Below are 25409 nucleotides of genomic sequence, written 5' to 3'. Positions count from 1 at the left end.
ACTATCCGTCCTCCTGATAGAGCAAGGCCAAAAAGCCGGTGAGGCCGCCCACCACAACGGGCAACCACGCCGCAGCGATCGGATGCATCAACTCAGCCTTGCTCAAGTCCTCAGTTACTTTCGACAGAACGTAGAGCAGAAAGCCTGCGCCCACGCCACTCAAAACCATCTTCTGCACGCCGCCCATCCGGAAGAAGCGCAACGACACGGAGGCCGCGAGCATCACCATGGCTGCGAGCAAAAACGGCTGCGCCAGAAGCTTCTGATACTGGAGTCGGTATCCCGCTGTCGCGAAGCCCGAGCTTTCGGAGGAGCGGATGTAGCTCGGTAGTTGCCAAAAGGACACAGTCTCGGGGGTGGAAAAGCTGTTGCGGACCTGCGCCTCGGTCAGCGTGGTCGGAATTTCCAGGGTGGCCTGGTCGATCGGCGGTCCGTCCAGCGAGAAGCGGCGGACGCCCTTGAACAGCCAGCGGCCGGCATCCAGCGTCGCCTCGCGCGCCTCGACCCGCTCCTTGAAGTGCTGGTCCTGGTCGAACCGGAACAGCGTCAGCCCGGTCAGCCGGATGCCCTGCTGCTCGCTGCGCGCCGCATTGATGATGGTCTGCCCGTCGCTGGTCATCTGGTTGAGCCAGAACCCGGAGGCGTCCTGGATGCCGCCGCCGGGTGCGGAGCCGAACAGCTCGGCCTCCATGCGCTTGGACAGCTCGCGCAAATTGGCCGACATCGGATTGTAGGCGACGGTGGCGATCACCCCGATCAGAAGCGCGCTGCCGAGCGCGGGCGCGATGAACTGCCAGGCGGAGATGCCCGCGGCGCGCGCCACCACGAGCTCGAGCCGGCGGGAGAGGGCGAGATAGCAGGTCATGGCGCCGATCAGCATGCAGAACGGCGTCAGCTTCTCCAGGAGCTGCGGCACCCGGAACAGCGAGGTCTCGGCCACCATGAGCGCGGAGGCGGATGCAAGGCCCGAGGTCTTGCGCACCATCTCGATGTAGTCGACCAGCACCAGCAGCAGGAAAATGCCGCCGAAGACGCCGAGCGCCGCGACCACGAAGCGGCCGGCGAAATAGCGCCCCAGTGTGTTGGTGAGCATGCTCATGCGGTGGCCGGACGTCCGAACAGCCGTGCGATCCGTGCGTTCGACCGGTTGATGGCCTCCATCAGGCCGGGAGGCGGCTCGACCACGACACCGCGGATGATCATCCACAACCCGACGCCGATGGCGCCGAAAACCATCGCATATTGAGCCAGCACCGCGCCCGGCGACTTCACCGCCATCACCGAGCAGGCGAAACCGGCCATGCGCAGGCCGAACACCGCCACGATCGAGGAGGCGATGGAGAAGTTGCGGCTCTGGCGAGTGGTGCGCGGCGCTCCGAGAAAGGCAAAGGTCAGCACCGCAAAGGCGAACGGATACATCGGCGCGAGCAGGCTGTCATGCAGGGCCGCGCGGAACTGCCCTGGAATCTGCTTGTAGACGGGATCGTTGTCGGATGGCGAGAACAGCTCCCAGAGATAGCGCTCGCGGATGCCGAGGGTGACGTCGCGGCCCTTGGCGAATTTCGACATGTCGAAGCCGTAGCGGCCGAAGGCCACGAGCGCCGGATCGCGCTTGCCCGCCTCGAAGCGCTGGAGATTGCCGGTTTCCAGCACCAGGAACGAGCCGGTCTCGTTCTTCACGACCTCGCCGTGCTCGGCGACGATCGAGACGCGCTCGTTCGGATCGCGGCGGTCGTCGATGAAGATGCCGGCGAGGATGCCGCCCGGTTGGCGTTCGCGAATCCGGATCGTGAGGTTCTCGTCGAGCCGGGCGAAGCGGCCGGGCTGCAGGATGTTGGTGAGCACGTCCGCGGTGATCTCGGCATCCCACTGCTTGATGCGCCGCATCCCGTCTGGGGCGAGATAGGCCGCGATGAAGGCGACCAGCAGCGCCACCACGCAGGTGGCATAGAAGAACGGAACGAACAGTCGGATCGGCGAGAAGCCGGCGGCATTCATCACGATGATCTCGGAATCGGTCGCGAGCTTGTTCAGTGTGTGCGAGATCGCGATCATCAGCGCGATCGGCGAGATGATCAGGACCAGGGCCGGGATCACGAGGCTGGTGATGCCGAGGAAGGTGAGGATGGTCTGACCCTGGCTCGTCATCAGGTCGATGCCGCGCAACGCCTGCGTAATCCAGATCACGCCGGTGAGGCTGACCAGGACCAGCGCAAACGACGCCAGCGTCGTGCGGAAGATATACCTATCGATCGACCCCATGCGCTACCGCACGAATTCCCACCAAGCCCCAATTCCGATCGGAATTCCGGCTGCCCAACCAATCCCCGATCAGGGGACTCCCCAAGGTCGGCCAACAGCTCTTCCGCCAGTTCATCCTCTCACTACCATCCCTTTGATCCGTCAACAAAATGGCTGCCCCGTGGCACCCTCAACATATGGTTAATATTTCGCTGTTGTGGCGTGGGGGCCACGGCGGAGCTTGGCATCTGCCGGGCGGGTGGCCCATAGTGGGGGACGCCTCAGTGAATCGCCGTTCAGCTCCGGTTGTGGCTGGAAACGCCCGAACGACGAAAAGCCCCATCTTTTGGAGGAGTTATCCATGTCCGATGCCATCAAGGTCGGCTTTGTCCCGCTGTCTGCCGCCCCTCGTGGCATCCTGGTCGTGTTCTGCGACGACGGCCTGAAGCTCGGTCCGGCGACGGTCAAGGCCCTCGGCGGCGCTGCCGAGATTGTGAAGCGCGCGGCGGCTGCGGCCGCCTTCAAGGGCAAGAGTGGTGCTGCGCTGGACATTCTGGCGCCGGAGGGGGTGAAGGCGACCCGGCTGATCGTGATCGGCGCCGGCAAGGCGACCGGCCTCAAGGCCAACGATTTCCTCAAGTTCGGCGGGGTGGCGGCCAGCAAGCTGCCCGCCGGCACCAGCGCGATGACCATCCTGGCGGAGCTGCCGGGTGGCGCCCTGACCAGCGAGCAGGCGGTTGCGATCGCCTCGGGCCTGCGCTTACGCGCTTACAAGTTCGATCGCTACAAAACCAAGAAGAAGGACGGTGAGGAGGGCGGCGCGCGCGCCGACGTCTCGCTTGCGGTCGGCGATGCCGGTGCGGCGAAGAAAGCGTTCGCCGCGGCCGGCCATGTCGTCGACGGTGTGATCATCGCACGCGACTTCGTCAACGAGCCGCCGAACGTGCTTTTCCCGGAGGAGTTCGCCCGCAGAGCGGGTCAGCTCCGCAAGCTCGGCGTCAAGGTCGAGGTGCTCGACGTCAAGGCGATGCAGAAGCTCGGCATGGGCGCGCTGCTCGGTGTCGGCCAGGGCTCGGCGCGGCCGAGCCGCACCGTGATCATGCGTTGGGACGGGGCCAAGAAGGGCGAGGCCCCCATCGCCTTCGTCGGCAAGGGCGTCTGCTTCGACACCGGCGGCATCTCGATCAAGCCGGCCGGCAGCATGGAGGACATGAAGGGCGACATGGGCGGCGCGGCCTGCGTCGTCGGCCTGATGCATGCGCTCGCCGCGCGCAAGGCGAAGGTCAACGCGGTCGGCGCCATCGGCCTCGTCGAGAACATGCCCGACGGCAACGCGCAGCGGCCGGGCGACATCGTCACCTCGATGTCCGGCCAGACCATCGAGATCATCAACACCGACGCCGAGGGCCGCCTCGTGCTCGCCGACGTGCTTTGGTACGTCGCCAAGAAGGTGAAGCCGAAATTCATGGTGGATCTTGCGACGCTGACCGGCGCCATCATGGTGGCGCTCGGCACCGAGCATGCCGGCATGTTCTCCAACAACGACGAACTGGCCGACCGGCTGCTCACGGCCGGCATCGAGAGCGGAGAGAAGGTCTGGCGCATGCCGCTCGGCCCGGAATACGACAAGCTGATCGATTCCCAGTTCGCCGACATGAAGAACACCGGCGGCCGCCATGGCGGCTCGATCACCGCCGCGCAGTTCTTGCAGCGCTTCGTCGACGGCGTGCCCTGGGCCCATCTCGACATCGCCGGCACCGCCATGGGCGCGCCGAAGACCGACATCAACCAGAGCTGGGGCAGCGGCTACGGCGTTCGCCTGCTGGACCGCTTGGTCGCCGACCATTACGAGCGCAAATGACCCGACATGACTGAAGTGCTGTTTTACCATCTGCAAAACATGACGGTGGAGAATGTGTTGCCGCCGCTTCTCGAGAAATCGCTCGAGCGCGGCTGGCGCGTCGTGGTGCAGTCGACCTCGGAGGAGCGCGCCGATGCGCTCGACTCGCACTTGTGGACCTATCGCGACGATTCATTCCTGCCGCACGCGACATGGCGGGTGAACGATGTGGCCGACCAGCCGATCGTGCTGGCGATCGAGGGCGGCAATCCCAACGGGGCCAATGTCCGCTTCCTGGTCGACAACGCCGCGCTGCCGGAGGACGCCCAGGGCTATGAGCGCATGGTGCTGCTGTTCAATGGCGACGATCCCGACGCGCTTGCGCTCGCCCGCACGGCCTGGACGGATTGCAAGGCGCGGGGATTTGATGTCACCTATTGGCAGGCCGACGACCGCGGCCGGTGGCAGAAGCGCAGTTAGCCGCAATTAATGATAATTTGCAGTTTTCGGGCGATGCTGGCTTCGGCCACCTTCATGCCGCAAAGGGATGTTGGGACAATCGCTTAGGGCTGGTCCTTCACGTGGGGAATTCGTTTATCGTGCGACATCAAAAGCTTCCCGGCTCGCTCTTGATTGCGTTGGCTGCCGTAGCACCGCTGGTCGCGGGCTGCGCGGGCGGGGCCGATTTGCTGTCCAAGGATGCGGAATGGTTCCAGAAACCCGGCCGCCTCTTCATCAAGAACATCTCGATCGAATCGCCGCCGCTGACCCCTGACAAGCCGGTGCGGGCTGAGGATCTCGTCAGCGCCGACGGCGCCTGTCCCGGCATGGCGCCGCCGCCCGGACCGGCCGATGCCAATGCCTCGACGACGCCCGCGCCGATCGGCGGCACGGTCGCGCTCGGCCACACCGAATGCGACGTGGTGCGCGGCATCGGCGCGCCCTCGACCGTCAACCTGTCCAACGACGCTGGCGGCCGCCGCGTCGCCGTCGTCACCTGGACCACCGGTCCGCGCGCCGGCATCTACACGTTCACCGCTGGACGTCTGTCCTCGATCGAAGGCAATCCGGACCCGCAGCCGGTGCCGAGGGCGGCCAAGGGGAAGAAGAAGCAGGCATAGGCGGGGATCACTTCCGCAGCAGTGAAAGAATCTTCGCAGTCAGAGGATCGGCTTGGTGCTCAAGCGATCAGGCTCGCGAACGCGGAAACCGCCCTTCATCTTGAAGCCGTCACGCATATTGAGACCGAGCAGAACGATGTTCGTTGCTCCGGCGGCCAGTTCGAGAGCCTGCACGGCGTAGAACGCGGTGTCGAACTCCGCGGCCTTTGCCTTGTAGGCAAGAAACAACGCGGCGGGAATCAGAATCAGGATGCCGTTGCCGGCAATGAACGGCATGCGTCTGATCTTCGCACCGATCAGGCCGGCGCGCCGCTGCTTTGCCAGGACGAATCCCGAGCCTCCCGTCGCCGCAAGCATCGGAATGAGCAGCAGGAAGCCCCACGGTATGGCGGTCTTCACCATGGCTATGGTCTCGTGTGACGCAAACAGCTCGGTGAGAGCCGTGGAAAGCCAGAAAGTCGCAATGGTGATCAGTGCGACCGCTCCCGCGACTGGGTGGATGATCTTGGTCATGGGTCTGCCGTTTTCGAAGCGAGCTACGCGACGCAGATGCCGGGCACCGCGACTTTCTGGAACAGGTGCGGGGAGGCGACCGCGGATGCAGGGTAAGCCGAGATCTTCGACCTGAACTCGGGGTGCGTGAACGCAGCCCGGAAGTCGGCATTCGTCTGCCAAACTGCGTAGTTCAGATAGGTGGGGCTTTCGCCGATCGCGCGGTGAAGCTGGGTGGAGATGAAGCCGGGCTGCCGCTTCATGAAGGCGGCATCGTCCTGCCAGACCTGGAGAAAGCTTTGTTCGTCGGCCTTGTCGAGCGTGAACAGATTCACCAGTACCAAAGGGCCGGTGTCGATGCCGAGCTGACGCTCGATGGGAAAGTCGGGGTCCAGTGGGCGTAAGCGTGCCATGACGAACTCCGTCGAGATGGTTTTATGATGTCAATATGGTACTATATGCAATCTAGTAATTTGACATCATGATGTCAATAACTGTCTATGGTGACGGATGCGGAAATCCCAACGGACGCCGGCCGGCGATGCCCTGACGAACCTCATGCTTGACTTGTTCCGGCTGAACAGCCTGCTCCTGACCGCAGGGGACCGTTTGGTGGCCCCGCTCGGGCTCACCAGCGCCCGCTGGCAGATTCTCGGCGCCATCGTGCAGGCAGAGCGACCGCAGCCGGTAGCCTGGCTCGCCCGCGATCTCGGCGGCAATCGCCAGAACGTGCAGCGGATCGTCAACGACCTCCATGCGGAAGGCCTCGTTGCCTTCGAGGCCAATCCGCATCACCGCCGCGCACAGCTCGTCGTCCTCACCGACAAGGGGCGGCGCGCTTTCGACGCCGCCATGGCTTTGCAGATGCCGTGGGTCAACAGCCTTTCCGAAGGGCTTGCGGTCAAGGATCTGCAAACGGTTCATCGCATCGTCGCGGCACTCCGTAACAAGCTCGAGAGCGATGCCGAGCAGCAGACGTAGCCCTTGGGCGAATGGCAAGGCCGCGCGCAGGTTACATCGAATGCGATGTGTGGCTCCCGAACGCGGATGCAGTCCAGGTCATCAACCCGCTTTCCGGCCCTTGATCGCGGTCGCCGAGGCATGAAAGGTGATCGCGCCGGTCGCGCTTGCCGGCAGTCGCGCCTGGAGTCGACGTTTGAGCTCCGCACCCTCGGCCTCCGATAGCTTTCCCACGATGCCGGTCGGGCTGCTCACGACCATGGACAGCCAGTAGTCGTCGAAGTCAGAGAACGTTCGATCGACCACCAGTTCGCGGGTTTCGATATCGCGTAGACCGAGCTCCGCCCAGAGCGCCTTCAGCGCCTCGAAACGCGAGATCTCTGCACTCGGCGGGCGCGCTGCCGGAATGCCAAGCGCATCCAACTCCTCCCACAATGGTTGCGTGGGCGTGCCGCCGCGCAAAATATCCCAAGTGTAGGACGCGACCAGGCCGCCCGGCTTGGCGACGCGGACCATTTCCGCGGCGCCCTTGCGCGGATCGGGGACGAAGAACAACACCAGCGCCATCACCGCGATGTCGAAGCGGTTGGCCTCATAGGGCAGGGCCATCGCATCGCCGATCGAGAGCTCGACCTGCTTTGCCGCCAACTTTTCGCGCGCCGTTGCAATCTGCGCATCGGAGGGATCGATCGCGCAAACCGACGAAGGGGCACCTCTTGCAAGAAGGAGTTCGGTGAACGCGCCATTGCCGGCACCGACGTCCACCCAGGCTAGTCCCGGACGGGGCGCGAGCCAGTCGAGAAACAGGTTGCCGGCCGATCGGCTCCAGGGCGACATGAAGCGCTCGTAAGCCGCGCCGTCGGTGAATTTGATCGGTTCGGGCGATGACATCCGGGATCTCCTTGAAACTACCTATTCAAAATAAGAGCGCCTACCTCGTACCATGAAGCCGCACGATGTGCGACGTGCCTCGGCCAGCGGAAGCTTGAGCCCGAACAGGTGGAGCTCCGGACGTGCCATTCAGGTCCGGCCGGCTTTCAGCTCCGCATCGAATGTCTGTTCAACGTCTCGGACGGATTCTCGCCGAAAAGGACGCGATAATAGGCCGAGAACCTGCTGAAATCGGAGAAGCCCTGCCTGAAGGCAACCTCCGCCACGGTGACGCCGGTTGCAGCTCCGTGTTGCAGAAGCAGCCGCGCCTCGCACAACCGCTTCTGCCGAAGGTATCTCATTGGCGGAATGCCGAGGACTTCGTCGAAGGCTCTGTGCAGCGCGCGTCGGGACACGCGCAGATACGCGAGAAGCTCAGAGATGTGAATTGGAGCGTCGCCCGAAGCGTCGAGATACTCCTGCGCTCGTCTCACCAGCCGTTGCGGTGAAGAGACGAAGACGGCCGACTGTTCCGAGTTCGCAATCGCGTAGCACGCGCTTTCGATGATGGCCCGCTTCCAGTACTCCGCCTCGGACGGACCCAGTTTGCCAGCGCATCGGTCGAAGCCGGCCATGATGCTTCTCAGCACGCGGGCCGGAGCGTCGCCCGTTTCAGGGTTGGTGTGGAACGCGCTTCTTCCCAGCCATGCTGTCGGCTCGCTGAACCGGCTGTCGGGTCCGAAGAACCGAGCCATATCCTCCGTCGAGACAGAGATGGCGCCAAAGGAAACGCCCGCGACGTAGCGGCTTTGATGCTCCACGCCGGGAGACCAGATCCGAATGCCGCCGATCCCTCGCTGGGAGCTGCGTCGCCGATTGACCTGCGTCAGGAACCCGATCGTCACGCGGTCGTCGCTGTAGACGCCGCGCGAAATCACCCCGTGCGAGAACGTGCCAAACCCGAGCGATAGTCCGGCGACGCTCGCGTGCTTCAGATGTCCTTGCATGCGGCCGGGCTGGATCTGGATGATCTCTGCGCTGCTCGTGGGCGTCGCGGCGCGAAGTTGCTCGAACCCGTTGATCGTAATCTCGCGGCAACTGATCGTGCTGCCGCCACGGCCCTGATCGATGATCCCAACGACGCCCGGCATCTCTTGCACTCTGGCTCGGCACCCTAAGCTTCGCTTTCATTGCGACGAAAAAGCGGCGTGGGCAATTTGCCTCGAATTGCGCTCACAACATCCAGTTGAAAATCCTTCATTTTTCGACGGAAGGCGGCAAGGCGTCGCATCGGCACAAACTGCACATCACAGCGGGAGGGAGGTGAGCTATCCTAGATGTGCAACCGCTGCGAGATGAAGCCGAAAGGTCGCAAAGGAGGAGCAAGGGGAAGGAAGACGAGAGGCTGACATAGGCGCTCGCACGATCTGTGAGCCGATAAGAAAATTGGAGGGCCTGACAATGCCGACATTTCGCATGACGTTCGATCACGGGCCTGCCGTGAACTTCCGGATTTCTCTCCTGATCTTGGTAGCTATTTGCTGCGCCGTTCCGAGCGCAGTTCGAGCAGCGCCCTTGGCGCCTGACCCGTCAGCCTTCCAGTTCCAAGACGACCTCACACAGGTGCGTGCCGCTGTGCATCGCCGCGGCGCAGCGGTCGGACCACGCGGAGGGGCCGCGGTCCGCAGCGGCACGGCGGTCGTCGGGCCGCGCGCCAATGCCGCGGTGCGACGAACGACCGTTGTTCGGCCTGGCTATCATGGCGGTGGCGTACGTTGGGCGCGTCCTGGCTGGTACCGCTGGCCGGTCGGTGGCGCCATCGCAGCCGGTGCCGCGATCGGCTTCGTAACGGCAGCGACAGCAGCTGCTTGGGCCGGCGCGGCGCCGGCGCCCGGGATGTGCTGGTACTACACGGATCCGTCCCGCACCCAGGGCTTCTGGGACTATTGCCCCCAATAGATGGTTCAGGCCGACCCCCCGCATTGTGGGGGTCGCTTCATCGTCTCATTATCGGAGTGAAGCAATGATCTCTCGCGATGCGCGACAATCTCCAGCGACCCCCGACACTGCCTCCGCTGGCCCTGATAGACGCCAGCTCATGTTGGCCGGCTCTGCCCTAGCATGGCTCGGGTGGTCGCCTGGTGTCATTCCCGCCGCGGCCGCGCAATCCTCAACCGGCACACAACCCAAGCCTGCAACAGCCGCGACCAAGGCAGCCAACGATGCGCTCAGGAAGTACCTCAATTTCGATGACAAGGAAGACTTCGAGAACGCCGCGCGCGGCCTGATCGCCAAGCCCGAAACGCTGACAATCCGCGACGAGAAGGGCGGCATCGTCTGGGATCTGGAAACCTACAAGAAGTTCATCGATGTCGACAAGCCGGCGCCGGACACCGTGAATCCGAGCTTGTGGCGCAACGCGCAGCTCTGCATGCAGTATGGTCTGTTCAAGGTCCATGATCGCATTTTTCAGGTCCGCGGCTACGACCTCGCCAATGTCACTTTCGTCCAAGGTGAGACGGGGTGGATCATCCTCGACACCGGGAGCAATCTTGAGACGGGCAGGGCGGCCTACGACATCGTTAGCCAGCACCTCGGCAAGCGGCCCGTGCTGGCCGTGGTTTACAGCCACAGCCACGGTGACCATTTTGGTGGCGTGCGCGGTCTCGTCGACGAAGCGGATGTCAGGGCGGGCAAGGTGCAGATCTTCGCACCGCAGAACTTCACCGAGCATGCGATCAGCGAGTTCGTCATCGCCGGCAATGCGATGGGCCGCCGCGGCATTTACATGTACGGACCTCTGCTGGCCCGCAACGCCCAAGGCGGCGTCAACGCCGGTCTGGGCCAGACCATCGGGCACGGCAATTCGGGACTGATCCTACCCACACGGGAGATCAAAAAGACCGGCGAGGAGATCGTCATCGATGGCGTCCGGATGGTGTTCCAGCTGACGCCGGGCACGGAGGCGCCGGCCGAGATGAACACCTACCTGCCTCAGTTCCGCGCGATGTGGATGGCCGAGAACACCACCAACACGATGCACAACGTTCTCACCTTGCGCGGCGCGCAGGTCCGCAATGCCCTGAACTGGGCCAAGTACATCAACGAGACCATCGATCTCTACGGCGAGGGAACGGACGTCAAATTCCAGGCCCATCACTGGCCGATGTGGGGCAACGACAAGATCATCGCGTACTGGAAGAAGCAGCGCGACCTCTACAAATACATGCACGACCAGTCGGTGAGCCTGATGAACCGCGGCTACACCGGCGTCGAGATCTCCAACATCATCAAGCTGCCGCCCGAGCTCGACAAGGCCTGGTTCAACCGCGGCTATTACGGCTCGCTGAAGCACGACAGCCGCGCCGTGTACCAGTTCTACATGGGCTTCTATGACGGCAATCCGACAACCCTCGACCAATTGCCTCCTGAGGAAGCCGCGAAGAAGTACGTCGACTACATGGGTGGCGCGACATCGGTGCTGCAGAAGGCGAAGGCGGACTTCGACAAGGGAGAATATCGCTGGGTTGCCGAAGCGCTGAAACATGTGGTCTTCGCCGACCCGAACAACAAGGAGGCCAAGGAGCTTCTGGCCGACAGCTACGAGCAGATGGGCTATCAGGCGGAATCCGGGCCCTGGCGTTCGGTGTACCTGCAGGGCGCGCTGGAGCTTCGCCACGGGCTGCCGAGCGCCGGCAGCATCGACACCGCTGGTCCCGACACCATCAGGGCGATGCCGCCGGAGATGACCTTCGACTATCTCGCCGTGCAGCTCGACGCGCAGAAGGCGGCAGGCAAGAAGCTCTCGGTCACGATGGACTTCAGTGACCTGAAGGAAGCCTACGCGCTCATCGTCGAGAACAGCGTGCTGAACTACTCGAAGAAGCCGGCAACGACGGACGCAAAGCTGACGCTGACCAAGGCTACGTTCGACCGGATCCAGGCCGGCGAAATCACGGCGGACAAGGCCATCGCTGCGGGCGACATCAAGGTCGAGGGTCGAAAGGAGGCGGTGACCGAGTTCGTCGGCTTGTTCCAGAAGCCGCCGTTCTGGTTCAACATCGTGACGCCGTAGTCCGGCCGGGGAGACCAGACAGTGAAAAAAGCCACCCTTCTCCTAGCGATGCTGATCGCAATATCAGGAGCTTGCCTTGCCCAGGCGCAGTCGCCCGGCGATCGGCTCAAGCAAAGCCGGGCCGTTGAGGCGGTGATCTGGGGCATGCCCGTCGTGAACTACGAACTGATGCGGCAGGAAATGCTGACGAAGACGAAGGCGCGGGTCGGCGAAGTCGTCTATTGGGGCCGTGCACTCGACTGGATGAACCAGACGCTGACGCCGAACCCCGACACCATCTATTTCATGACGTTCTTCGACACGCATGACGGGCCCGTCGTCATCGAAGTCCCTGCGGCCGACGGGAGCGGTTCGCTCAATGCCAACATCGTCACGATCTGGCAGATGCCGCTCGAAGACGCCGGGCTGCTCGGCATCGACAAGGGAGCAGGAGGGAAATTCGTCATTCTGCCGCCAGGCTACGCCGGCCCGTCTCCGGCAGGAACTACGCCGCTTCAGTCCGACACTTTCGAGGGATACGCCCTCATCCGCTCGAACCTGAGAAGCCATAGCGATCCGGATGTCGCGGCGGCGATCTCGTACGGCAAGAAGCTGAAGGTCTATCCTCTATCCGCGGCGGCAAATCCGCCTCCGACGGCGTTCACGGACGCGAGAGACGTCCTGTTCGATTCCACCATTCGCTTCGATTCCACGTTCTTCGAGAACCTCAACCGGGTGATGCAAAGGGACACTTGGCTGGAGCGCGATCGCGCGATGATCGACCAGCTTCGGACACTCGGCATCGAGAAGGGAAAGCCGTACAAGCCGGATGGCAAGACGCGCAACATCCTCGATGCAGCGGCTGTCGAGGCCAAGGCGTGGCTCGATGCACGCTATGAAGCGGGCTGGGAAGTCTTCTATCCCGGCACTAACTGGCGCCCTGGTGGAGTGCCGGAACTCGCGAAGGCCATGTCCGCGCGCTATGCCGAGCTGGACTCCTATCCGCTGGATTGGCGCGGTATGATCTATACGCTCGGCTATATCGGTATCAAAAGGCTTGGCGTCGGCCAATTCTACCTGCTGACACCGAAGTCGAAGGATGGGCAGAGCCTGGACGGCGCCAACACCTACAGGCTGACTGTGCCGGCGAACGTCCCGATCGACCAATACTGGTCGGTCACGGTTTATGACCGGCAGACGCACGCGCTGGTCAGGAATATGCACCGCGCCAGCCGCGCTTCCAACAGCGCCGAAGTGCAGAAGAATTCGGACGGTTCGATCGACATCTATTTCGGTCCCAAAGCGCCGTCTGGCAAAGAATCGAATTGGGTGCCGACCGATCCCGAACGCGAATTCGAACTGATGTTCCGCGCGTATGGACCGAGACAGGAGTTCTTCCAAAAGAAGTGGGCGCTACCCGACGTCGTGAAGTTCGCGGGCTGAAAGGGAAATTCTAATATGACGATGGGTGCGCGGTTCGCCAAATGGGGGCTCGGTGTCTTCGTCTTTGGTCTATTCCTCACCTTCGGCATCATCGGCCACTACTGCGTAGGCGCCAGCGCCGACGCAGGTGAACTGTTCAGGCGCAATGTCACGCTTTGGTGGGCGTGCCCGTGGACGCTCTCCGTGGCGATCGTGCAGGGTGGTGGCCTCGGGATGGTCGCGCTCGGCTTGACGTTGCTGCTGAGCACGGGTCGCGCAAACGGCAGGTCGGCAGGCGATGGTCTTGCGTTCTGGCTCTGCATTATCGGCCTGCTCGGCGTGTTCGCTGTCGGCTATCCCGGCTACTTCGCCTTCAACAAGATCTGGCCGAACTTCTACTACGTGCCGAACATCACGGGAAAGAACGCCTGGCTGTTCGGGCAGACCTTCTTCTTCGCAGTCTACTTCACCGGCGTGATCCTGGCGTTCAACACAGTTCGTCACGCTCTCGATGACATTCCTCGCCAACGCTTCGGCACCTAGGAGTCCGATATGGGGACGGGAATCGGATCCTCCTTCAGTCGGCGGAACGTTTTGCTCGCCGGAGCCACTCTCGCCGCGGCAGGCGGCATCGGGCAGGCTCCAGTGTTCGCAAACGCCCAGACCGCGCCGCTTAGCCCGCAGCCACTTCCGCCTTCGCCGAATTGGGCACGCTCGCTTCCGACAGGTCCCGACACCCGCATCAAGATGACGATCGAGTACGCAAAGCTTGTGGCCCGCGACGCCTATTTCTGGGCGTGGCCGCTGGTCAACATCTACAATCGCCGGCTCGCATTCAAGGACTTGCCCGAGATAGTCCTGTCGGGGCCGGCGCCGATTGCGCCGCTGAACCGGTTCGGCATGCTCACCGATTACATCGAGCCGGAAGAAAGGCTGGTTGCCTGCCCGAACCAGGACGTCGTCTATGGGGCGGGCGCGCTTGCGCTGGATCTCTCGCCGGTGGTGATCCAGGTGCCAGATTTCGGCGATCGATTCTGGGTCTACCAGGTCGTCGACCTTCGCACCGACAGTTTCGTGCAGCTTGGAAAGATGTATGGGACGACAGCGGGCTTCTACCTGCTCGTCGGCCCAAATTGGCGGGGAGAGGCTCCTAAGGGCATCACGCGCGTATTCCGCTCATCCACCAGCACTGGGTTCGTCGGCCCGCGCATTTTCCAGGACGATGCGCCCGAGGACAAGAAGGCCGTCCAGTCGGTGCTGCGCCAGGTGATGATGTATCCGCTCGCCGAGTTCGACGGAACGATGAAGAGCACCGAGTGGAGCAGGCTCAAGCGTGTGCCGGCAGGTGCAACGGGCGAAACCGAGTCGAGGTGGGTGTTTCCGGAGAAGTTCTTCGATCAGCTTGCGGACGTGCTCGCGGATGCGCCCGCTTTGCCTGGCGAGGAATCCCGCTACGCCCAGATGCACGCGTTGCTCGAAGCCCTGAAAGCCAATCCGGCATGGAAGGAGCCGTTGATGAAAATGGTGGCGGAAGTCGAGGACCAGGTCATCAATCCCCTCTTCGAGTTCCGCAACTGGGGCCGGCAGCTCCCGCATCACTGGAGCACAATCGTCAACGAGTCGGCCTTCGGCACGGATTACTTCACGCGGACGGCGACTGCGAAATCCAACATCCTGGTCAACGCGCCGAACGAGACCAAATATTTTTATCAGGATCTGGATGCTGACGGTGGGCGGCTGAACGGGGCCAATCGTTATATGGTCACGTTCGGGAAGGACGAGACCCCGCCCGTGAACGGCTTCTGGTCCCTGACGCTCTACAACGAGCATCACTTCTTCGCCCCCAACGAGCTGCGCCGCTATTCGCTTGGCACGAAGAACAGGGGCTTGAAAGCGGCTTCCGACGGCTCCTTGACGATCTACGTCCAGGCGGAACCGCCGCCGGAGCCGAACCGTGCCAATTGGCTGCCGGCGCCCAAGGGAGATTTCTCGCTCTACATCAGGGCGTACTGGCCCAAGGCACCGATATTGGACGGGTCATGGACCCCGCCGCAGGTGAAGAAAGTGACCTGAAGGTGCAGCTCATGAGCGGCCTCGATGTCCTTGCCTGGATCGTGCTCGCCATTCTGCTGGCGGTGCTCGTCCTCGTCATTTGGTTGGTGGGGTCGATGCCGGGCCATGTCGCCAGACGGCGTAGACATCCGTGGGCCGAAGCGGTGGGTGTCGCCGGCTGGATTACGCTGATCTTCGGCTTCGCCCTGTGGCCGATTGCGATGATCTGGGCGTATGTCGACGTTCCCGCCAAAGGCACGGCGGAGCCCCGGCCATGATGATCGCGCTCATGGCGCTTTATCTGGCGCTGCTGTTCTCGCTGGTATGGCTCGGCGTCATCCGCTTCAACACTTTCTGGAAGACTTCGCCTCTGATCGTGCTTCTGCTCCTCAACATTGGGCTCTTCATCCCCATGGGCTGGGGCGCGCCGCAAGGCAAGGCGCTGGTCTACCGCAATGCCGTCTCGATCGTTCCTGACGTCGCCGGCGAGGTCGTGGATGTACCGGTCGCGCCGAACAGGCCGCTGAAAGAGGGCGACGTTCTCTTCCGGATCGACCCGACGCCCTACGATGCGCAGGTGAAGGCGATCGAGGCGCAGCTCAAGCTGTCGAGCACCCGCCTGAGCCAGATGACCTCGCTGTACGAACGGGACGCCGGCCGCGGGTTCGACGTAGAGCAGCGGCAGTCCGAAGTCGATCAGTTGAAGGCCCAGTTGCAGAACGCGCAGTGGAATTTGGACAAGACTGTCGTCCGCGCAGCCGCGGAGGGTTACGTGACGAACGTGGCGCTCAGGAAGGGCGCCCGCGTCGGAAACCTGTCGGTCTCGCCCGCGATGGCGTTCATCGATACCTCCGCGACCCATGTCGCGGTCGAGATCGACCAGATCGACGCCCGCTACGTTGCCCCCGGCCAGGACGTCCAGATCGCCTTCAAGTTCGCTCCGGGGCGGATCTTCACCGGCAAGGTCGAAAGCATCCTCCAGGCGGTTGCGACCGGACAGACGCAGGTCTCGGGCCAGGCCATCATGCCCAAGGCGATCGAGACGGTGCCCTTCGTCGTTCGTGTGACACTCGACGACGGCGAGACAGCGAAGACTTTGCCGGCGGGCTCTACGGGTATTGCCGCCGTCTTCACCGACCGCGTGAGGGTCAGCCACGTCATCCGCCGAGTGCTGCTGCGGCAGATCGCAATCCTCAACTACGTCGTTCCGTTCTGAAGTGGAGGGCACCATGAGAACAAAGGCATCATTCGCGGCTGTGGTGACCCTCGGATGGGCGATCATTTCGCTTCCATCCCAAGCCCGGGCTGACGCCGGCGGTGTCGGCTTCTGGCTGCCGGGCATCTTCGGCAGCCTCGCCGCCGCGCCGACGGTGCCGGGCTGGGCCTATGCTTCGATCTATCTGCACCTGCAGGCCGATGCGGGAGCCACCAAGAATTTCGTTACGAGCGGCGGAGCCAGCGGTTCCGTCGTCACCGGGCTGAACGCGCATGGCGATGCGCTCGCCATCGGCATCACCTACGTCTCACCGACTCCCGTGCTTGGCGGGCAAGCCGCGATCTCGTTGATAACTGCGCCCGGCAATGTCGGTGTCGGCATCGACGCCACGCTGACCGGCCCCGCCGGGAATGTCATTTCAGGGGGCAGAAGCGACAATCGGACCACGCTCTCGGATGTGTTCTACCAAGGCACGCTGAAATGGAATCAGGGCGTCCACAACGAGATGGTCTACATCACCAGCAATATCCCGAGCGGCACCTACGATCCGACCCGGCTCGCGAATCTCAATCTCGGCTTTGTCGCCTGGGATGCAGGAGCCGGCTACACCTACTTCGACCCGAAGACCGGCCATGAATTCTCGGTCGTCGGCGGACTGACCTACAGCCTGCCCAATCCGTATCTGCAGTACCAGAACGGCATCGACTTCCACGTGGACTGGGCGGCGTCACAATTTCTGGGCAAGCACTTTCAGATTGGCGTAGCCGGCTACTTCTACCAGCAGATCACCGATGATTCCGGTCCCGGCGCCAAGCTCGGAGGCTTTCGGGGCCGCGCGATCGGTATCGGACCGCAGGTCGGTTTCATCATTCCGATGTCTGACGGCTACCAGGGATATCTGAACATCAAGGGCTACAAGGACGTGGAGGTCGAGAACCGCGCAAGCACTTGGGGCACATGGGTGACGTTCGCGGTTTCGGCGGCGCCACCAGAGCCGGCCTCGACAAAAACAGCGGCTCGCAAGCGCTGACCGTAATCCTTTGCCGCGCGCCCCGGAATGCGCTTTGATGGCGCAAACAACAATCCGGAGGAAACTATGCGGTTCATTGCCCTTGTATCGGCGCTTCTTCTGCCGCTCGGTGCGGCATTCGCGCAGGACTATCCGACCCGGCCCATCACCATGCTGGTCCCGTTCGCTGCGGGCGGGCCGACCGACACTATCGCGCGGTTGACTGCGGCGGGCATGGCGAAATCCCTGGGACAGCAGGTCATCGTCGAGAATGCGACCGGTGCCGGCGGCACCATCGGCACGACCCGCGCCGCGCGCGCCCAACCGGACGGCTACACGCTGCTGATCCATCACGTCGGCATCTCGACCGCGGCGACGCTCTACCGCAACCTCAGCTACGACACCAAGACGGCCTTTGCGCCGATCGGGCTCGTGACCAACGCGCCGATGACCATCATTGCGCGGCCCGATTTCCCGGCCAACACGCTCAAGGAGCTCGTCGCCTACGCCCAGCAGCAGGGCGACAAGCTGACCTACGCCAACGCCGGCCTGGGTGCGGCCTCCCATCTGTGCGGCATGCTGTTCATGACCGCGATCCAGAAGCAGCTCACCACGGTGCCCTACAAGGGCAACGGCCCGATCATGAACGACCTGCTCGGCAAGCAGATCGATCTCACCTGCGACCAGGCGACCAACACCACCGGGCCGATCACGGCCAAGCAGGTCAAGGCCTACGCGATCACCACCAAGGAGCGGCTGAAGAGCCTGCCCGATCTGCCGACGGCCGACGAGGCCGGCCTGAAGGGTTTCGAGCTCGGTGTCTGGCACGGCATCTATGCGCCCAAGGGCACGCCGCCGGCGGTCGTTCAGAAGCTGACGGCGGCGCTGCAGACCGCGCTCAAGGATCCCGCGCTGATCGCCCGGTTCAACGACATCAACACCGAGCCGGTCCCGCAGGACAAGGCGACACCGGAGGCGTTGGGCGCGATGCTGACCAGCGAGATCGACCGCTGGGCGCCGATCATCAAGGCCGCCGGGCAATACGCGGATTGAGCTATTGCGTCCCGCCGGGCTTGAAGGCCGAGCGGGCAAAAAGCAGCTTGTTCAAAGGCTCGCTTGCCGGTGCCATAGTGCCGGTACTGTGCATGGGGTTGTTTTGCACGTTTGGTTGGAGCGCGGAGGAGCGCTAGCCCGCCGACTCGTCGAACTGCGCGCTCGCCTCGAGCCATTGCTCCTCGGCGCGCGCCAGCGCGTCGGCGGCATTGGCACGCGCCTTGGACAGCTGCGCCGCCTGCTTGGGATCGCGCGTGAAAATGTCGGGCAGGGCCAGCGCCGTGTCGATCTTGGCGATGATCTCGCTCACGCGGGCGATCTCGGCCTCGGCTTCGGCGATGCGCTTCTTCAGCGAGCCGCGATTGTCCGCTTTCGGCCGCTGCGGCTTCTCAGGCGGCGCACTGCGCTCGCGCGGGGCTTCCGCGTTGCGCGTGGACAGCACCAGGCGGCGATACTCGTCGAGGTCGCCGTCGTAATTGGTCACGGTGCGATCGGCCACGATCCACAGCCGATCGGCGCAGGCCTCGATCAGGTAGCGATCGTGCGAGACCATGATCACCGCGCCGGGAAACTCGTTGATCGCTTCTGCAAGCGCGCCGCGGCTGTCGATGTCGAGATGGTTGGTCGGCTCGTCCAGGATGATCATGTTGGGGCCGAAGAAGGTCGCAAGGCCCAGGAGAAGGCGCGCCTTCTCGCCTCCTGACAATTTGCCGGCCTTGGTATCGGCCGCCTTGCCGGAGAAGCCGATCGCGCCGGCGCGGGCGCGCACCTTGGCTTCGGGCGCATCGCCCATCAGCTTGCGGACGTGGTCGTAGGCGGAGGCGTCCTCGTTGAGCTCATCGAGCTGGTGCTGCGCGAAATAGGCGATCGACAGCTTGTCCGCGCGCGTCACCTTGCCCGAGAACGGCGCGAGCCGTCCGGCGAGCAGTTTCACCAGCGTCGACTTGCCGTTGCCGTTGGCGCCCAGCAGCGCGATGCGGTCGTCGTTGTCGATGCGCAAGGTGACGCGGCCCAGCACCGGGCTCGCCGGGTCGTAGCCGACCGAGGCGTTGTCGACGGCGATGATCGGCGGCGACAAGATCTTCTCCGGTGCCGGGAAGCTGATCTCGCGCACGTCCTCGGTGACCAGCGCCGTGATCGGCTTCAGCCGCTCCAGCATCTTGACGCGAGACTGTGCCTGGCGGGCCTTGGACGCCTTGGCCTTGAAACGATCGACGAAGGACTGCAGGCGAGCGCGCTCGGCCTCCTGGCGCTTGACCGCCTTGGCGTCGAGCAGCTCGCGCGCGGCGCGCTGCTCCTCGAAAGAGGAGTAGCTGCCCTTGTAGAGCGTGAGCTTGCCGCGCTCCAGGTGCAGGATCTGGTCGACCGAGCTTTCCAGGAGGTCGCGGTCGTGGCTGATCACGATCACGGTGCGCGGATAATGCGCAAGGTGATCCTCCAGCCACAGCGTGCCTTCGAGGTCGAGATAGTTGGTGGGCTCGTCGAGCAGCAGAAGGTCGGGCGCCGCGAACAGCGTTGCGGCGAGCGCGACGCGCATGCGCCAGCCGCCGGAGAACTCGGCGCAGGGGCGGAGCTGATCGGCGGCGGAGAAGCCGAGGCCGGAGAGGATCGCCGCCGCCCGGCTCGGCGCCGAGTGCGCGTCGATGTCGACGAGGCGGGTCTGGATCTCGGCGATGCGGTGCGGATCGGTCGCGTGCTCGGCTTCATTGAGCAGCGCGTCGCGTTCGAGGTCGGCCTTGAGCACGACCGAGATCAGGCTTTCGGGACCGTTCGGCGCTTCCTGCGCAAGGCTGCCGATGCGCCAGCGCGGCGGCAGGGTCACCGAGCCGTGCTCGGCCGCAAGCTCGCCGCGGATCACCTTGAACAGCGTCGACTTGCCGGTGCCGTTGCGTCCGACCAGGCCGACGCGCGATCCGGGCGTGATCTGCACGGAACTCTGGTCGATCAAAAGGCGTCCGGCGAGGCGGATGGAGAGGTCGGTGATGGCGAGCATGCGGCCTTGTCACCGCAAGGCGCGGCGAACGCAACTCGTTTTTGCGTTAGTGCGTCTCGCGCTCGCGCCGCTGCAGCTCGTTCAGGAGCTGCTCGAGATGGGTTGGAAGGCGCGGCTCGGGCCGGAGGCTCTGCTGCAGCCGTTCGCCCACGGCATCGCAAATCGAGCGGCTGGTGCGCCGGTCGATCTGTTCGCTGTCATTGGCAAAAAGCCCAGCCATCGCAAGGTTCCGTGTTCTCGAAGTAAAGACACGGTACCAAGTCATTGCCGGCGAAATGGTTTCGCTGGCTTTGGGGAAAGCCGGGTATTCTCGTAAAAATTGTATGAGCGGCGCTTTGTACGCTCAAGGCAAAGCCCCGGCGAGGGGGGCGCCGGGGCTTCTCTTGGAAGGTACCTGGGGGGCTTAGGTAGCCTTCGGAAGGTGCTGACGGATTCAGTAGCAGCGGTTGATCAGCCGCCAGCGGGGTCCCCAGGGGGTCGGGACCAGCCGGCGCACATAGCAGCCGCCATAACCGTAGGAGACGGGACCGCCGGCGTAGAAGCGCGGTCCGCCCCAGCCATGGCCGTGGTGATGGCCGTGGTGATGGTGCGCGTGCCCGTGGTGCCGGCCACCGCCATGCCCGCCGCCTTGCCAATGAGCGGAGGCAGAGGTCGGCGCCAGCGCAGCTCCCAGCGCGACCGCGGCGACAGCGGCAAGCGAAAGTTTCCTCAACATGGTTATCTCCTGAAGACTGCCAGCGCGGGGCTATCGCGCCGATTGAAAGGCCGCCGAAACGGTCCGCCTGAGGTCAGGCTTCGGTTTCGATGGGCCCAACCTTACGCCGGGGAAGCTGAACCGGATCCTGACGGCGGTTTCAGATTGGGTTCATCTGGGTGAAATTGTCGTCATCCAGCGGATCGGGAGCCATCCCCTCGCGGAAACCGCCTATGAGGCTGTTCCGCGGTCGCTTGCCGTCCGGCAAAGGCGCCGATATAAGCCCCGCAACCCCGAACCCCCGCTTTCTCCCCAAGGACAAGATCATGGCCATCGAACGCACTTTCTCGATCATCAAGCCCGACGCGACCGAGCGTAATCTGACCGGCGCAGTCAACGCCGTGATCGAGAAGGCGGGCCTGCGCATCGTCGCGCAGAAGCGCATCCGCATGACCAAGGAGCAGGCCGAGACCTTCTATGCCGTCCACAAGGCGCGCCCCTTCTTCGGCGAGCTCGTCGAATTCATGACCTCCGGCCCGGTCGTGGTTCAGGTCCTGGAAGGCGAGGGCGCGATCGCCAAGTACCGCGAGGTGATGGGCGCGACCGATCCGTCCAAGGCTGCCGAGGGCACCGTGCGCAAGCTCTACGCCAAGTCGATCGGCGAGAACTCGGTGCACGGTTCGGATGCGCCGGAGACCGCCGCGATCGAGATCGCGCAGTTCTTCTCGGGTAACGAGATCGTCGGCTGATCCAGTCGGCAGACTAGAGGCGACCGGCGAAGGGACTCATTGTGGACTGGCTCTGGCAGATCTTCGATCCCGCTACGATCGGGAGCTTCTTTACCCAGTTCCGCAACGAGATGGCCGCACCGACTTTCTGGATCGCGGTCGGCAAGATCATCTGGATCAACATCCTGCTCTCCGGCGACAACGCGCTGGTGATTGCGCTCGCGTGCCGCGGTCTGTCGCCGCGGCATCGGCTCTGGGGCATGATCTTCGGCGCCGGCGCAGCGGTGATGCTCCGGATCATCTTCACCGGCATCGTCGCCACCCTGATGGAGCTGGCGTACCTCAAGCTGGTCGGCGGCCTTGCGCTGATCGTGATCGCGGCAAAGCTCCTGGTGCCGGAGAACGAGGACGAGAACGACGTCGACGCTGCCGCGCATCTGTGGCACGCCATCCAGATCGTCGTGGTGGCCGACATCGTCATGAGTCTCGATAACGTCATTGCTGTCGCTGCCGCGGCCAATGGCAGCGTGCCGCTGCTGATCCTCGGCCTTACCATCAGCGTGCCGCTGATCGTCGCCGGCGCCGCGCTGATCATGGCACTGCTCACAAAGCTCCCGGTGCTGGTCTGGGCCGGTGCGGCGCTGCTCGGCTGGATCGCGGGCGAGGTGATGGCGACCGATCCCGGGGTCACGCCGCGGCTGCACGCGCTGTTCGAGGGGCCGTTCGGCGCCTCGCTCGACGCCATGCTCGGGGTCTCGCGCATCCCGCCGCAATTCGGCCATGGCGGGGCCGGCGGCGAGTATTTCTGTGCCGTGATCGGAGTCGTCGTCGTGCTGGTGGTCGGCACCATCTGGCGCCGGCGCAGTCTCACCGCGGCCGCCCTCGAATCCTCCGAACGGCACGCCAAGGCCTCCGCGGAGTGACGTTGAAGCGCTCATCGGTGCGGCCGCCCCTCCAGCGATGAGAGGCGTCCACATCACTGGGGCGCTTCCCGCGTTGGCAGGACGCGAGCGATCACCGGCCACGGGTTCGTCCGAATCCTCCCATCATTGCATTCGTATGACCGGCGCGCATCACGCTTCGCGAGAGCTCGCGTCGCGCGCGCGTGCGCGCGGGCGTTGCGTGGAGAGTGGTCGTTCGCAACCCTCACGCGATTTAGACCTTGTCTTATTATAAACTACTGAGATTCATGGGTGCTTTCGTTGACTCGACGAGGGTTCCCACGGCACCTCGCCCCGACGTTCATGTTCATGAAATCGGAAGGTGCGATGTCGTCGAAAGTGTTTTCTCGTCCTGTTGCCGTTCTTGCCGCTCGCATCAAGACGCTTCTGACGTGCACCAGCCCGAGAGCCTTCACGGTTTCCGTGGTCTCCATTGCCTTGTGCAGCGACGGCGTCCTGCACGCCAGCAGCGCGCAGAGCGCTGCGCCCCAGGCCGCGGGGGGAAGCACGTTGCCGGCGGTGACCGTCACCGCAGACGCGCCGAAGCCGCGCGCGCGTTCACGAGCCAATCCAGTCAGGAGGGCGGGCCGCGGCGCGCCCGCGAACGAGCGGGCTAAATTGCAGGCGGAAGCGACCCCGACGGCTGCGAGGCCCGGTGCACTGCCGCGGACTTACGCAGGCGGGCAGGTGGCACGTGGAGGCCAGGTCGGTTTGCTCGGCAACAAGGATTTCATGGATACGCCCTTCAACATCACAAGCTACACGGCGAAGAAGATCGAAGATCAACAGGCCGTCACCGTCGCCGATGTCGTCACCAACGATCCCTCAGTCCGCTTGGGGAGCCAACCCGGCGGCATTTTCGATTCTTTCTTCATCCGCGGTTTTCCGATCGGGGAGGGCAATGTCGGAGAAATCGCCTTCAACGGCGTCTACGGCGTTGCACCGAACTACCGCGTGTTCACCGATTACGTCGAACGCATCGAGATCATCAAGGGCCCGACGGCGCTGCTCTACGGCATGGCGCCGAACAGTAGTGTCGGCGGCACCATCAACATCGTGCCGAAGCGTGCCGGGGACATCGATCTCACGCGCGTCACGACCGACTACGCGTCGAACACCCAGCTCGGCACACATCTCGACGTGAGCCGGCGGTTCGGTGAAAATCGCGAATTCGGTATTCGCGTCAATGGCAGCTATCACAACGGCGATACGCCGTTGGACAACCAGACGCGGGAGGCGCATGTCGGCTCTGCAGCCTTCGACTATCGCGGCGAGAAGTTCAGGGCCTCGCTCGATTTCATCGAGCAGGAGGAAAAGTTCGACGCGCCGACGAGACCGTTCCTGGTCGCAACCGGCGTGGCCGTTCCGACCGCGCCGGTCGGACGGCGCAATGTCACCCAGGCCTGGGAATTCGCCAAGGTTCACGACAATTCGCTTCTGGCGCGCGCCGAGTACGATGTGACTGACGCCGTGACGGTGTTTGCAGATGTCGGAGGCGGCAGGACCCAGGTCGACCGTCTGTTCGGGACGCCAACGATCCTGAATGCGGCCGGCAACACCACGTCGACCCCGGGACGGTTCAAGTTCGACATCGACAGGAACGTGGCCGACGTCGGCGTGCGGGCCCGGATCGAGACTGGCGCGATCAGTCATGCCGTGAGCTTGCAGGGGAGCTACTACGGGGATGAGATCTCGCGGGGCTCGGTGAACGGCACGGCAGTGTCGTCCAACATCTATGCGCCGATCGCCCGTCCCCAGCAGTTCGTTGCGGCTCCCGCGACCGTGCCGCGGCTGTCGGACACCGAGCTGACCGGCATTGCGCTGGCGGACACCATGTCGGTTCTCCAGGAGCGGCTTCAGCTGACGGTCGGCGTGAGGCAGCAGGGCGTTAGGTCGAACAACTACAACACCACCACGGGCGCCGTGAGCTCGGCCTATGACCAGACGGCGTTCACACCGATGGTCGGCGTGGTCGTCAAGCCCTGGAGCAACGTTTCGCTCTACGCCAACTATATCGAAGGGCTCAGCAAGGGCGACACCGCGCCGACGACGGCCGCAAATCAGGGCGAGGTCCTTGCGCCGTATTTGAGCAAGCAGAAGGAAGCAGGCGTCAAGGTCGATTTCGGCACGCTCGCGACCACGATCAGCCTGTTCGAGATCACCAAGCCGTCGGGGCAGACGGGTGCCGGCAACGTCTTCCGGGCTGATCAGGAGCAGCGCAATCGCGGCGTGGAATTCACCGTGTTTGGAGAAGTGCAGCCGGGCATTCGCGTTCTTGGCGGCGTGACATTGATCGATGCGGAGCTGACGAAGACGAGCACGCTGGCCAATTTCGGCAAGACGCCGATCGGAGTGCCCGAGGTGCAGGCCAATCTGTCCGCCGAATGGGACACCCCGTTCGCACCAGGGCTGACATTGGTCGCCAACACCATCTATACCGGGCACCAATATCTGAATGGGGCAAACACGCAGGTTGTTCCGGCCTGGACGAGGCTCGATCTGGGCGCGCGCTACACCACGCGCATCAACAACCGGCCAGTGACGGTTCGGGCCCTGGTCCAGAATGTGTTCGACACCAACTACTGGGCTGGCGTCGCGAGCTTCTCTGCGCTAGCGCAAGGCTCGCCCCGAACCCTGCTCTTGTCGATGTCGACCGACTTCTGAGCTTTGGCCTCCTCGGGCCGGCTGCGGAGCTGGATCAGGCGCAGACGACGGGTGCTCTG

24 protein-coding genes are annotated in these 25409 nt (G+C 63.8%); 15 read left to right on the top strand and 9 right to left on the bottom strand.

The features are described 5' to 3' along the window. Nucleotide 1 precedes the first annotated feature (1 nt). Nucleotides 2-1099 (bottom strand): LPS export ABC transporter permease LptG, encoded by a 1098-nt coding sequence (gene lptG, locus ACTEK7_RS05265; protein WP_036000645.1) that lies wholly within the window; start codon nt 1097-1099, stop codon nt 2-4. Next, nucleotides 1096-2262 (bottom strand): LPS export ABC transporter permease LptF, encoded by a 1167-nt coding sequence (lptF, locus tag ACTEK7_RS05260; protein ID WP_036000642.1) that lies wholly within the window; start codon nt 2260-2262, stop codon nt 1096-1098. Before lptF ends, lptG begins: the two co-directional genes overlap by 4 nt. A gap of 340 nt (nt 2263-2602) precedes the next feature. Here lptF and ACTEK7_RS05255 point away from each other — a divergent pair, with 340 nt between their 5' ends. The 3 genes from ACTEK7_RS05255 (at nt 2603) to ACTEK7_RS05245 (ending at nt 5202) form a co-directional block, all read left to right on the top strand. Next, nucleotides 2603-4102, top strand: coding sequence for a leucyl aminopeptidase (locus tag ACTEK7_RS05255; RefSeq protein WP_225140271.1), 1500 nt, complete (start codon nt 2603-2605; stop codon nt 4100-4102). A 6-nt stretch (nt 4103-4108) separates the two neighbouring features. Further along, nucleotides 4109-4561, top strand: coding sequence for a DNA polymerase III subunit chi (locus ACTEK7_RS05250; RefSeq protein ID WP_057028976.1), 453 nt, complete (start codon nt 4109-4111; stop codon nt 4559-4561). A 158-nt stretch (nt 4562-4719) separates the two neighbouring features. Then, nucleotides 4720-5202: a hypothetical protein gene (locus tag ACTEK7_RS05245; protein ID WP_081494469.1), complete on the top strand. Its 483-nt coding sequence runs from the start codon at nt 4720-4722 to the stop codon at nt 5200-5202. 39 nt (nt 5203-5241) lie between these two features. Here ACTEK7_RS05245 and ACTEK7_RS05240 read toward each other — a convergent pair whose 3' ends face one another. After that, nucleotides 5242-5715, bottom strand: a complete 474-nt coding sequence (locus tag ACTEK7_RS05240) for a hypothetical protein (RefSeq protein WP_036000605.1) — start codon at nt 5713-5715, stop codon at nt 5242-5244. A gap of 23 nt (nt 5716-5738) precedes the next feature. Continuing rightward, complete coding sequence (locus ACTEK7_RS05235; protein ID WP_036000602.1) at nt 5739-6107, bottom strand: antibiotic biosynthesis monooxygenase family protein; 369 nt, start codon at nt 6105-6107, stop codon at nt 5739-5741. Between the two features lie 97 nt (nt 6108-6204). Here ACTEK7_RS05235 and ACTEK7_RS05230 point away from each other — a divergent pair, with 97 nt between their 5' ends. Beyond that, nucleotides 6205-6675 (top strand): MarR family winged helix-turn-helix transcriptional regulator, encoded by a 471-nt coding sequence (locus ACTEK7_RS05230; protein WP_036000600.1) that lies wholly within the window; start codon nt 6205-6207, stop codon nt 6673-6675. Between the two features lie 81 nt (nt 6676-6756). Here ACTEK7_RS05230 and ACTEK7_RS05225 read toward each other — a convergent pair whose 3' ends face one another. Next, complete coding sequence (locus ACTEK7_RS05225) at nt 6757-7545, bottom strand: class I SAM-dependent methyltransferase (RefSeq protein ID WP_036000597.1); 789 nt, start codon at nt 7543-7545, stop codon at nt 6757-6759. Nucleotides 7546-7691: 146 nt separating this feature from the next. Then, complete coding sequence (locus ACTEK7_RS05220; RefSeq protein WP_225146657.1) at nt 7692-8675, bottom strand: helix-turn-helix domain-containing protein; 984 nt, start codon at nt 8673-8675, stop codon at nt 7692-7694. Between the two features lie 947 nt (nt 8676-9622). Here ACTEK7_RS05220 and ACTEK7_RS05215 point away from each other — a divergent pair. From ACTEK7_RS05215 to ACTEK7_RS05180, 8 genes are all read left to right on the top strand, one after another. Then, nucleotides 9623-11599 (top strand): alkyl/aryl-sulfatase, encoded by a 1977-nt coding sequence (locus tag ACTEK7_RS05215; RefSeq protein WP_225146658.1) that lies wholly within the window; start codon nt 9623-9625, stop codon nt 11597-11599. Between the two features lie 21 nt (nt 11600-11620). Beyond that, complete coding sequence (locus tag ACTEK7_RS05210) at nt 11621-13021, top strand: DUF1254 domain-containing protein (RefSeq protein WP_225146659.1); 1401 nt, start codon at nt 11621-11623, stop codon at nt 13019-13021. A gap of 15 nt (nt 13022-13036) precedes the next feature. After that, the gene (locus ACTEK7_RS05205; RefSeq protein WP_225146660.1) at nt 13037-13543 is read left to right on the top strand and encodes a hypothetical protein; all 507 of its coding nucleotides are present in this window, start codon (nt 13037-13039) and stop codon (nt 13541-13543) included. Between the two features lie 9 nt (nt 13544-13552). Then, nucleotides 13553-15073 (top strand): DUF1254 domain-containing protein, encoded by a 1521-nt coding sequence (locus tag ACTEK7_RS05200; RefSeq protein ID WP_225146661.1) that lies wholly within the window; start codon nt 13553-13555, stop codon nt 15071-15073. 11 nt (nt 15074-15084) lie between these two features. After that, entirely contained in the window at nt 15085-15330 is a 246-nt protein-coding gene (locus tag ACTEK7_RS05195) for a DUF3302 domain-containing protein (RefSeq protein WP_225146783.1), read from the top strand. Continuing rightward, the gene (locus tag ACTEK7_RS05190) at nt 15327-16268 is read left to right on the top strand and encodes an HlyD family secretion protein (RefSeq protein WP_225146662.1); all 942 of its coding nucleotides are present in this window, start codon (nt 15327-15329) and stop codon (nt 16266-16268) included. The genes ACTEK7_RS05195 and ACTEK7_RS05190 overlap by 4 nt, the downstream gene beginning before the upstream one ends. A 13-nt stretch (nt 16269-16281) precedes the next feature. After that, nucleotides 16282-17298 carry a SphA family protein gene (locus ACTEK7_RS05185; RefSeq protein WP_225146663.1) on the top strand — a complete coding sequence of 339 codons (1017 nt, stop codon included), beginning with the start codon at nt 16282-16284 and terminating at the stop codon, nt 17296-17298. A 66-nt stretch (nt 17299-17364) separates the two neighbouring features. Continuing rightward, nucleotides 17365-18330 carry a tripartite tricarboxylate transporter substrate-binding protein gene (locus ACTEK7_RS05180; protein ID WP_036000623.1) on the top strand — a complete coding sequence of 322 codons (966 nt, stop codon included), beginning with the start codon at nt 17365-17367 and terminating at the stop codon, nt 18328-18330. Nucleotides 18331-18463: 133 nt separating this feature from the next. On the opposite strand, the gene ACTEK7_RS05175 is transcribed toward ACTEK7_RS05180, so the two are convergent. The 3 genes from ACTEK7_RS05175 to ACTEK7_RS05165 all read right to left on the bottom strand — a co-directional run bounded on the left by ACTEK7_RS05175 (nt 18464) and on the right by ACTEK7_RS05165 (nt 21038). Then, nucleotides 18464-20323 (bottom strand): ABC-F family ATP-binding cassette domain-containing protein, encoded by a 1860-nt coding sequence (locus tag ACTEK7_RS05175; RefSeq protein ID WP_225146664.1) that lies wholly within the window; start codon nt 20321-20323, stop codon nt 18464-18466. Nucleotides 20324-20369: 46 nt separating this feature from the next. Then, nucleotides 20370-20543 carry a hypothetical protein gene (locus ACTEK7_RS05170; protein WP_167361656.1) on the bottom strand — a complete coding sequence of 58 codons (174 nt, stop codon included), beginning with the start codon at nt 20541-20543 and terminating at the stop codon, nt 20370-20372. A gap of 213 nt (nt 20544-20756) precedes the next feature. Further along, entirely contained in the window at nt 20757-21038 is a 282-nt protein-coding gene (locus ACTEK7_RS05165) for a sulfur globule protein precursor (protein WP_074447892.1), read from the bottom strand. Nucleotides 21039-21343: 305 nt separating this feature from the next. Here ACTEK7_RS05165 and ndk point away from each other — a divergent pair, with 305 nt between their 5' ends. The 3 genes from ndk to ACTEK7_RS05150 all read left to right on the top strand — a co-directional run bounded on the left by ndk (nt 21344) and on the right by ACTEK7_RS05150 (nt 25350). Next, the gene (gene ndk, locus ACTEK7_RS05160) at nt 21344-21766 is read left to right on the top strand and encodes a nucleoside-diphosphate kinase (protein WP_036000620.1); all 423 of its coding nucleotides are present in this window, start codon (nt 21344-21346) and stop codon (nt 21764-21766) included. A gap of 41 nt (nt 21767-21807) precedes the next feature. Continuing rightward, on the top strand, nt 21808-22668 hold the full coding sequence (locus ACTEK7_RS05155; protein ID WP_225146665.1) for a TerC family protein: 861 nt from the start codon (nt 21808-21810) through the stop codon (nt 22666-22668). Between the two features lie 345 nt (nt 22669-23013). Beyond that, on the top strand, nt 23014-25350 hold the full coding sequence (locus tag ACTEK7_RS05150; RefSeq protein WP_463671651.1) for a TonB-dependent receptor: 2337 nt from the start codon (nt 23014-23016) through the stop codon (nt 25348-25350). Nucleotides 25351-25409: the final 59 nt, after the last annotated feature.

It is taken from the genome of Bradyrhizobium sp. JHI2711 (assembly GCF_056156565.1).
Note: the sequence above shows the minus strand (reverse complement) of the source record. Positions and strands in the feature narration are given on the sequence as shown.

Bases quoted from the DNA above. Each gene is read 5' to 3' on its own strand.
- ACTEK7_RS05205 (WP_225146660.1), top strand. From the start codon at position 13,037: ATGACGATGGGTGCGCGGTTCGCCAAATGGGGGCTCGGTGTCTTCGTC.
- ACTEK7_RS05180 (WP_036000623.1), top strand. From the start codon at position 17,365: ATGCGGTTCATTGCCCTTGTATCGGCGCTTCTTCTGCCGCTCGGTGCG.
- ACTEK7_RS05220 (WP_225146657.1), bottom strand. From the start codon at position 8,675: ATGCCGGGCGTCGTTGGGATCATCGATCAGGGCCGTGGCGGCAGCACG.
- lptF (WP_036000642.1), bottom strand. From the start codon at position 2,262: ATGGGGTCGATCGATAGGTATATCTTCCGCACGACGCTGGCGTCGTTT.
- ACTEK7_RS05150 (WP_463671651.1), top strand. From the start codon at position 23,014: ATGTCGTCGAAAGTGTTTTCTCGTCCTGTTGCCGTTCTTGCCGCTCGC.
- ACTEK7_RS05215 (WP_225146658.1), top strand. From the start codon at position 9,623: ATGTTGGCCGGCTCTGCCCTAGCATGGCTCGGGTGGTCGCCTGGTGTC.
- lptG (WP_036000645.1), bottom strand. From the start codon at position 1,099: ATGAGCATGCTCACCAACACACTGGGGCGCTATTTCGCCGGCCGCTTC.
- ACTEK7_RS05230 (WP_036000600.1), top strand. From the start codon at position 6,205: ATGCGGAAATCCCAACGGACGCCGGCCGGCGATGCCCTGACGAACCTC.
- ACTEK7_RS05250 (WP_057028976.1), top strand. From the start codon at position 4,109: ATGACTGAAGTGCTGTTTTACCATCTGCAAAACATGACGGTGGAGAAT.
- ACTEK7_RS05175 (WP_225146664.1), bottom strand. From the start codon at position 20,323: ATGCTCGCCATCACCGACCTCTCCATCCGCCTCGCCGGACGCCTTTTG.
- ACTEK7_RS05235 (WP_036000602.1), bottom strand. From the start codon at position 6,107: ATGGCACGCTTACGCCCACTGGACCCCGACTTTCCCATCGAGCGTCAG.
- ACTEK7_RS05195 (WP_225146783.1), top strand. From the start codon at position 15,085: ATGAGCGGCCTCGATGTCCTTGCCTGGATCGTGCTCGCCATTCTGCTG.
- ACTEK7_RS05185 (WP_225146663.1), top strand. From the start codon at position 16,282: ATGAGAACAAAGGCATCATTCGCGGCTGTGGTGACCCTCGGATGGGCG.
- ACTEK7_RS05200 (WP_225146661.1), top strand. From the start codon at position 13,553: ATGGGGACGGGAATCGGATCCTCCTTCAGTCGGCGGAACGTTTTGCTC.
- ACTEK7_RS05240 (WP_036000605.1), bottom strand. From the start codon at position 5,715: ATGACCAAGATCATCCACCCAGTCGCGGGAGCGGTCGCACTGATCACC.
- ACTEK7_RS05225 (WP_036000597.1), bottom strand. From the start codon at position 7,545: ATGTCATCGCCCGAACCGATCAAATTCACCGACGGCGCGGCTTACGAG.
- ndk (WP_036000620.1), top strand. From the start codon at position 21,344: ATGGCCATCGAACGCACTTTCTCGATCATCAAGCCCGACGCGACCGAG.
- ACTEK7_RS05165 (WP_074447892.1), bottom strand. From the start codon at position 21,038: ATGTTGAGGAAACTTTCGCTTGCCGCTGTCGCCGCGGTCGCGCTGGGA.
- ACTEK7_RS05190 (WP_225146662.1), top strand. From the start codon at position 15,327: ATGATGATCGCGCTCATGGCGCTTTATCTGGCGCTGCTGTTCTCGCTG.
- ACTEK7_RS05255 (WP_225140271.1), top strand. From the start codon at position 2,603: ATGTCCGATGCCATCAAGGTCGGCTTTGTCCCGCTGTCTGCCGCCCCT.
- ACTEK7_RS05170 (WP_167361656.1), bottom strand. From the start codon at position 20,543: ATGGCTGGGCTTTTTGCCAATGACAGCGAACAGATCGACCGGCGCACC.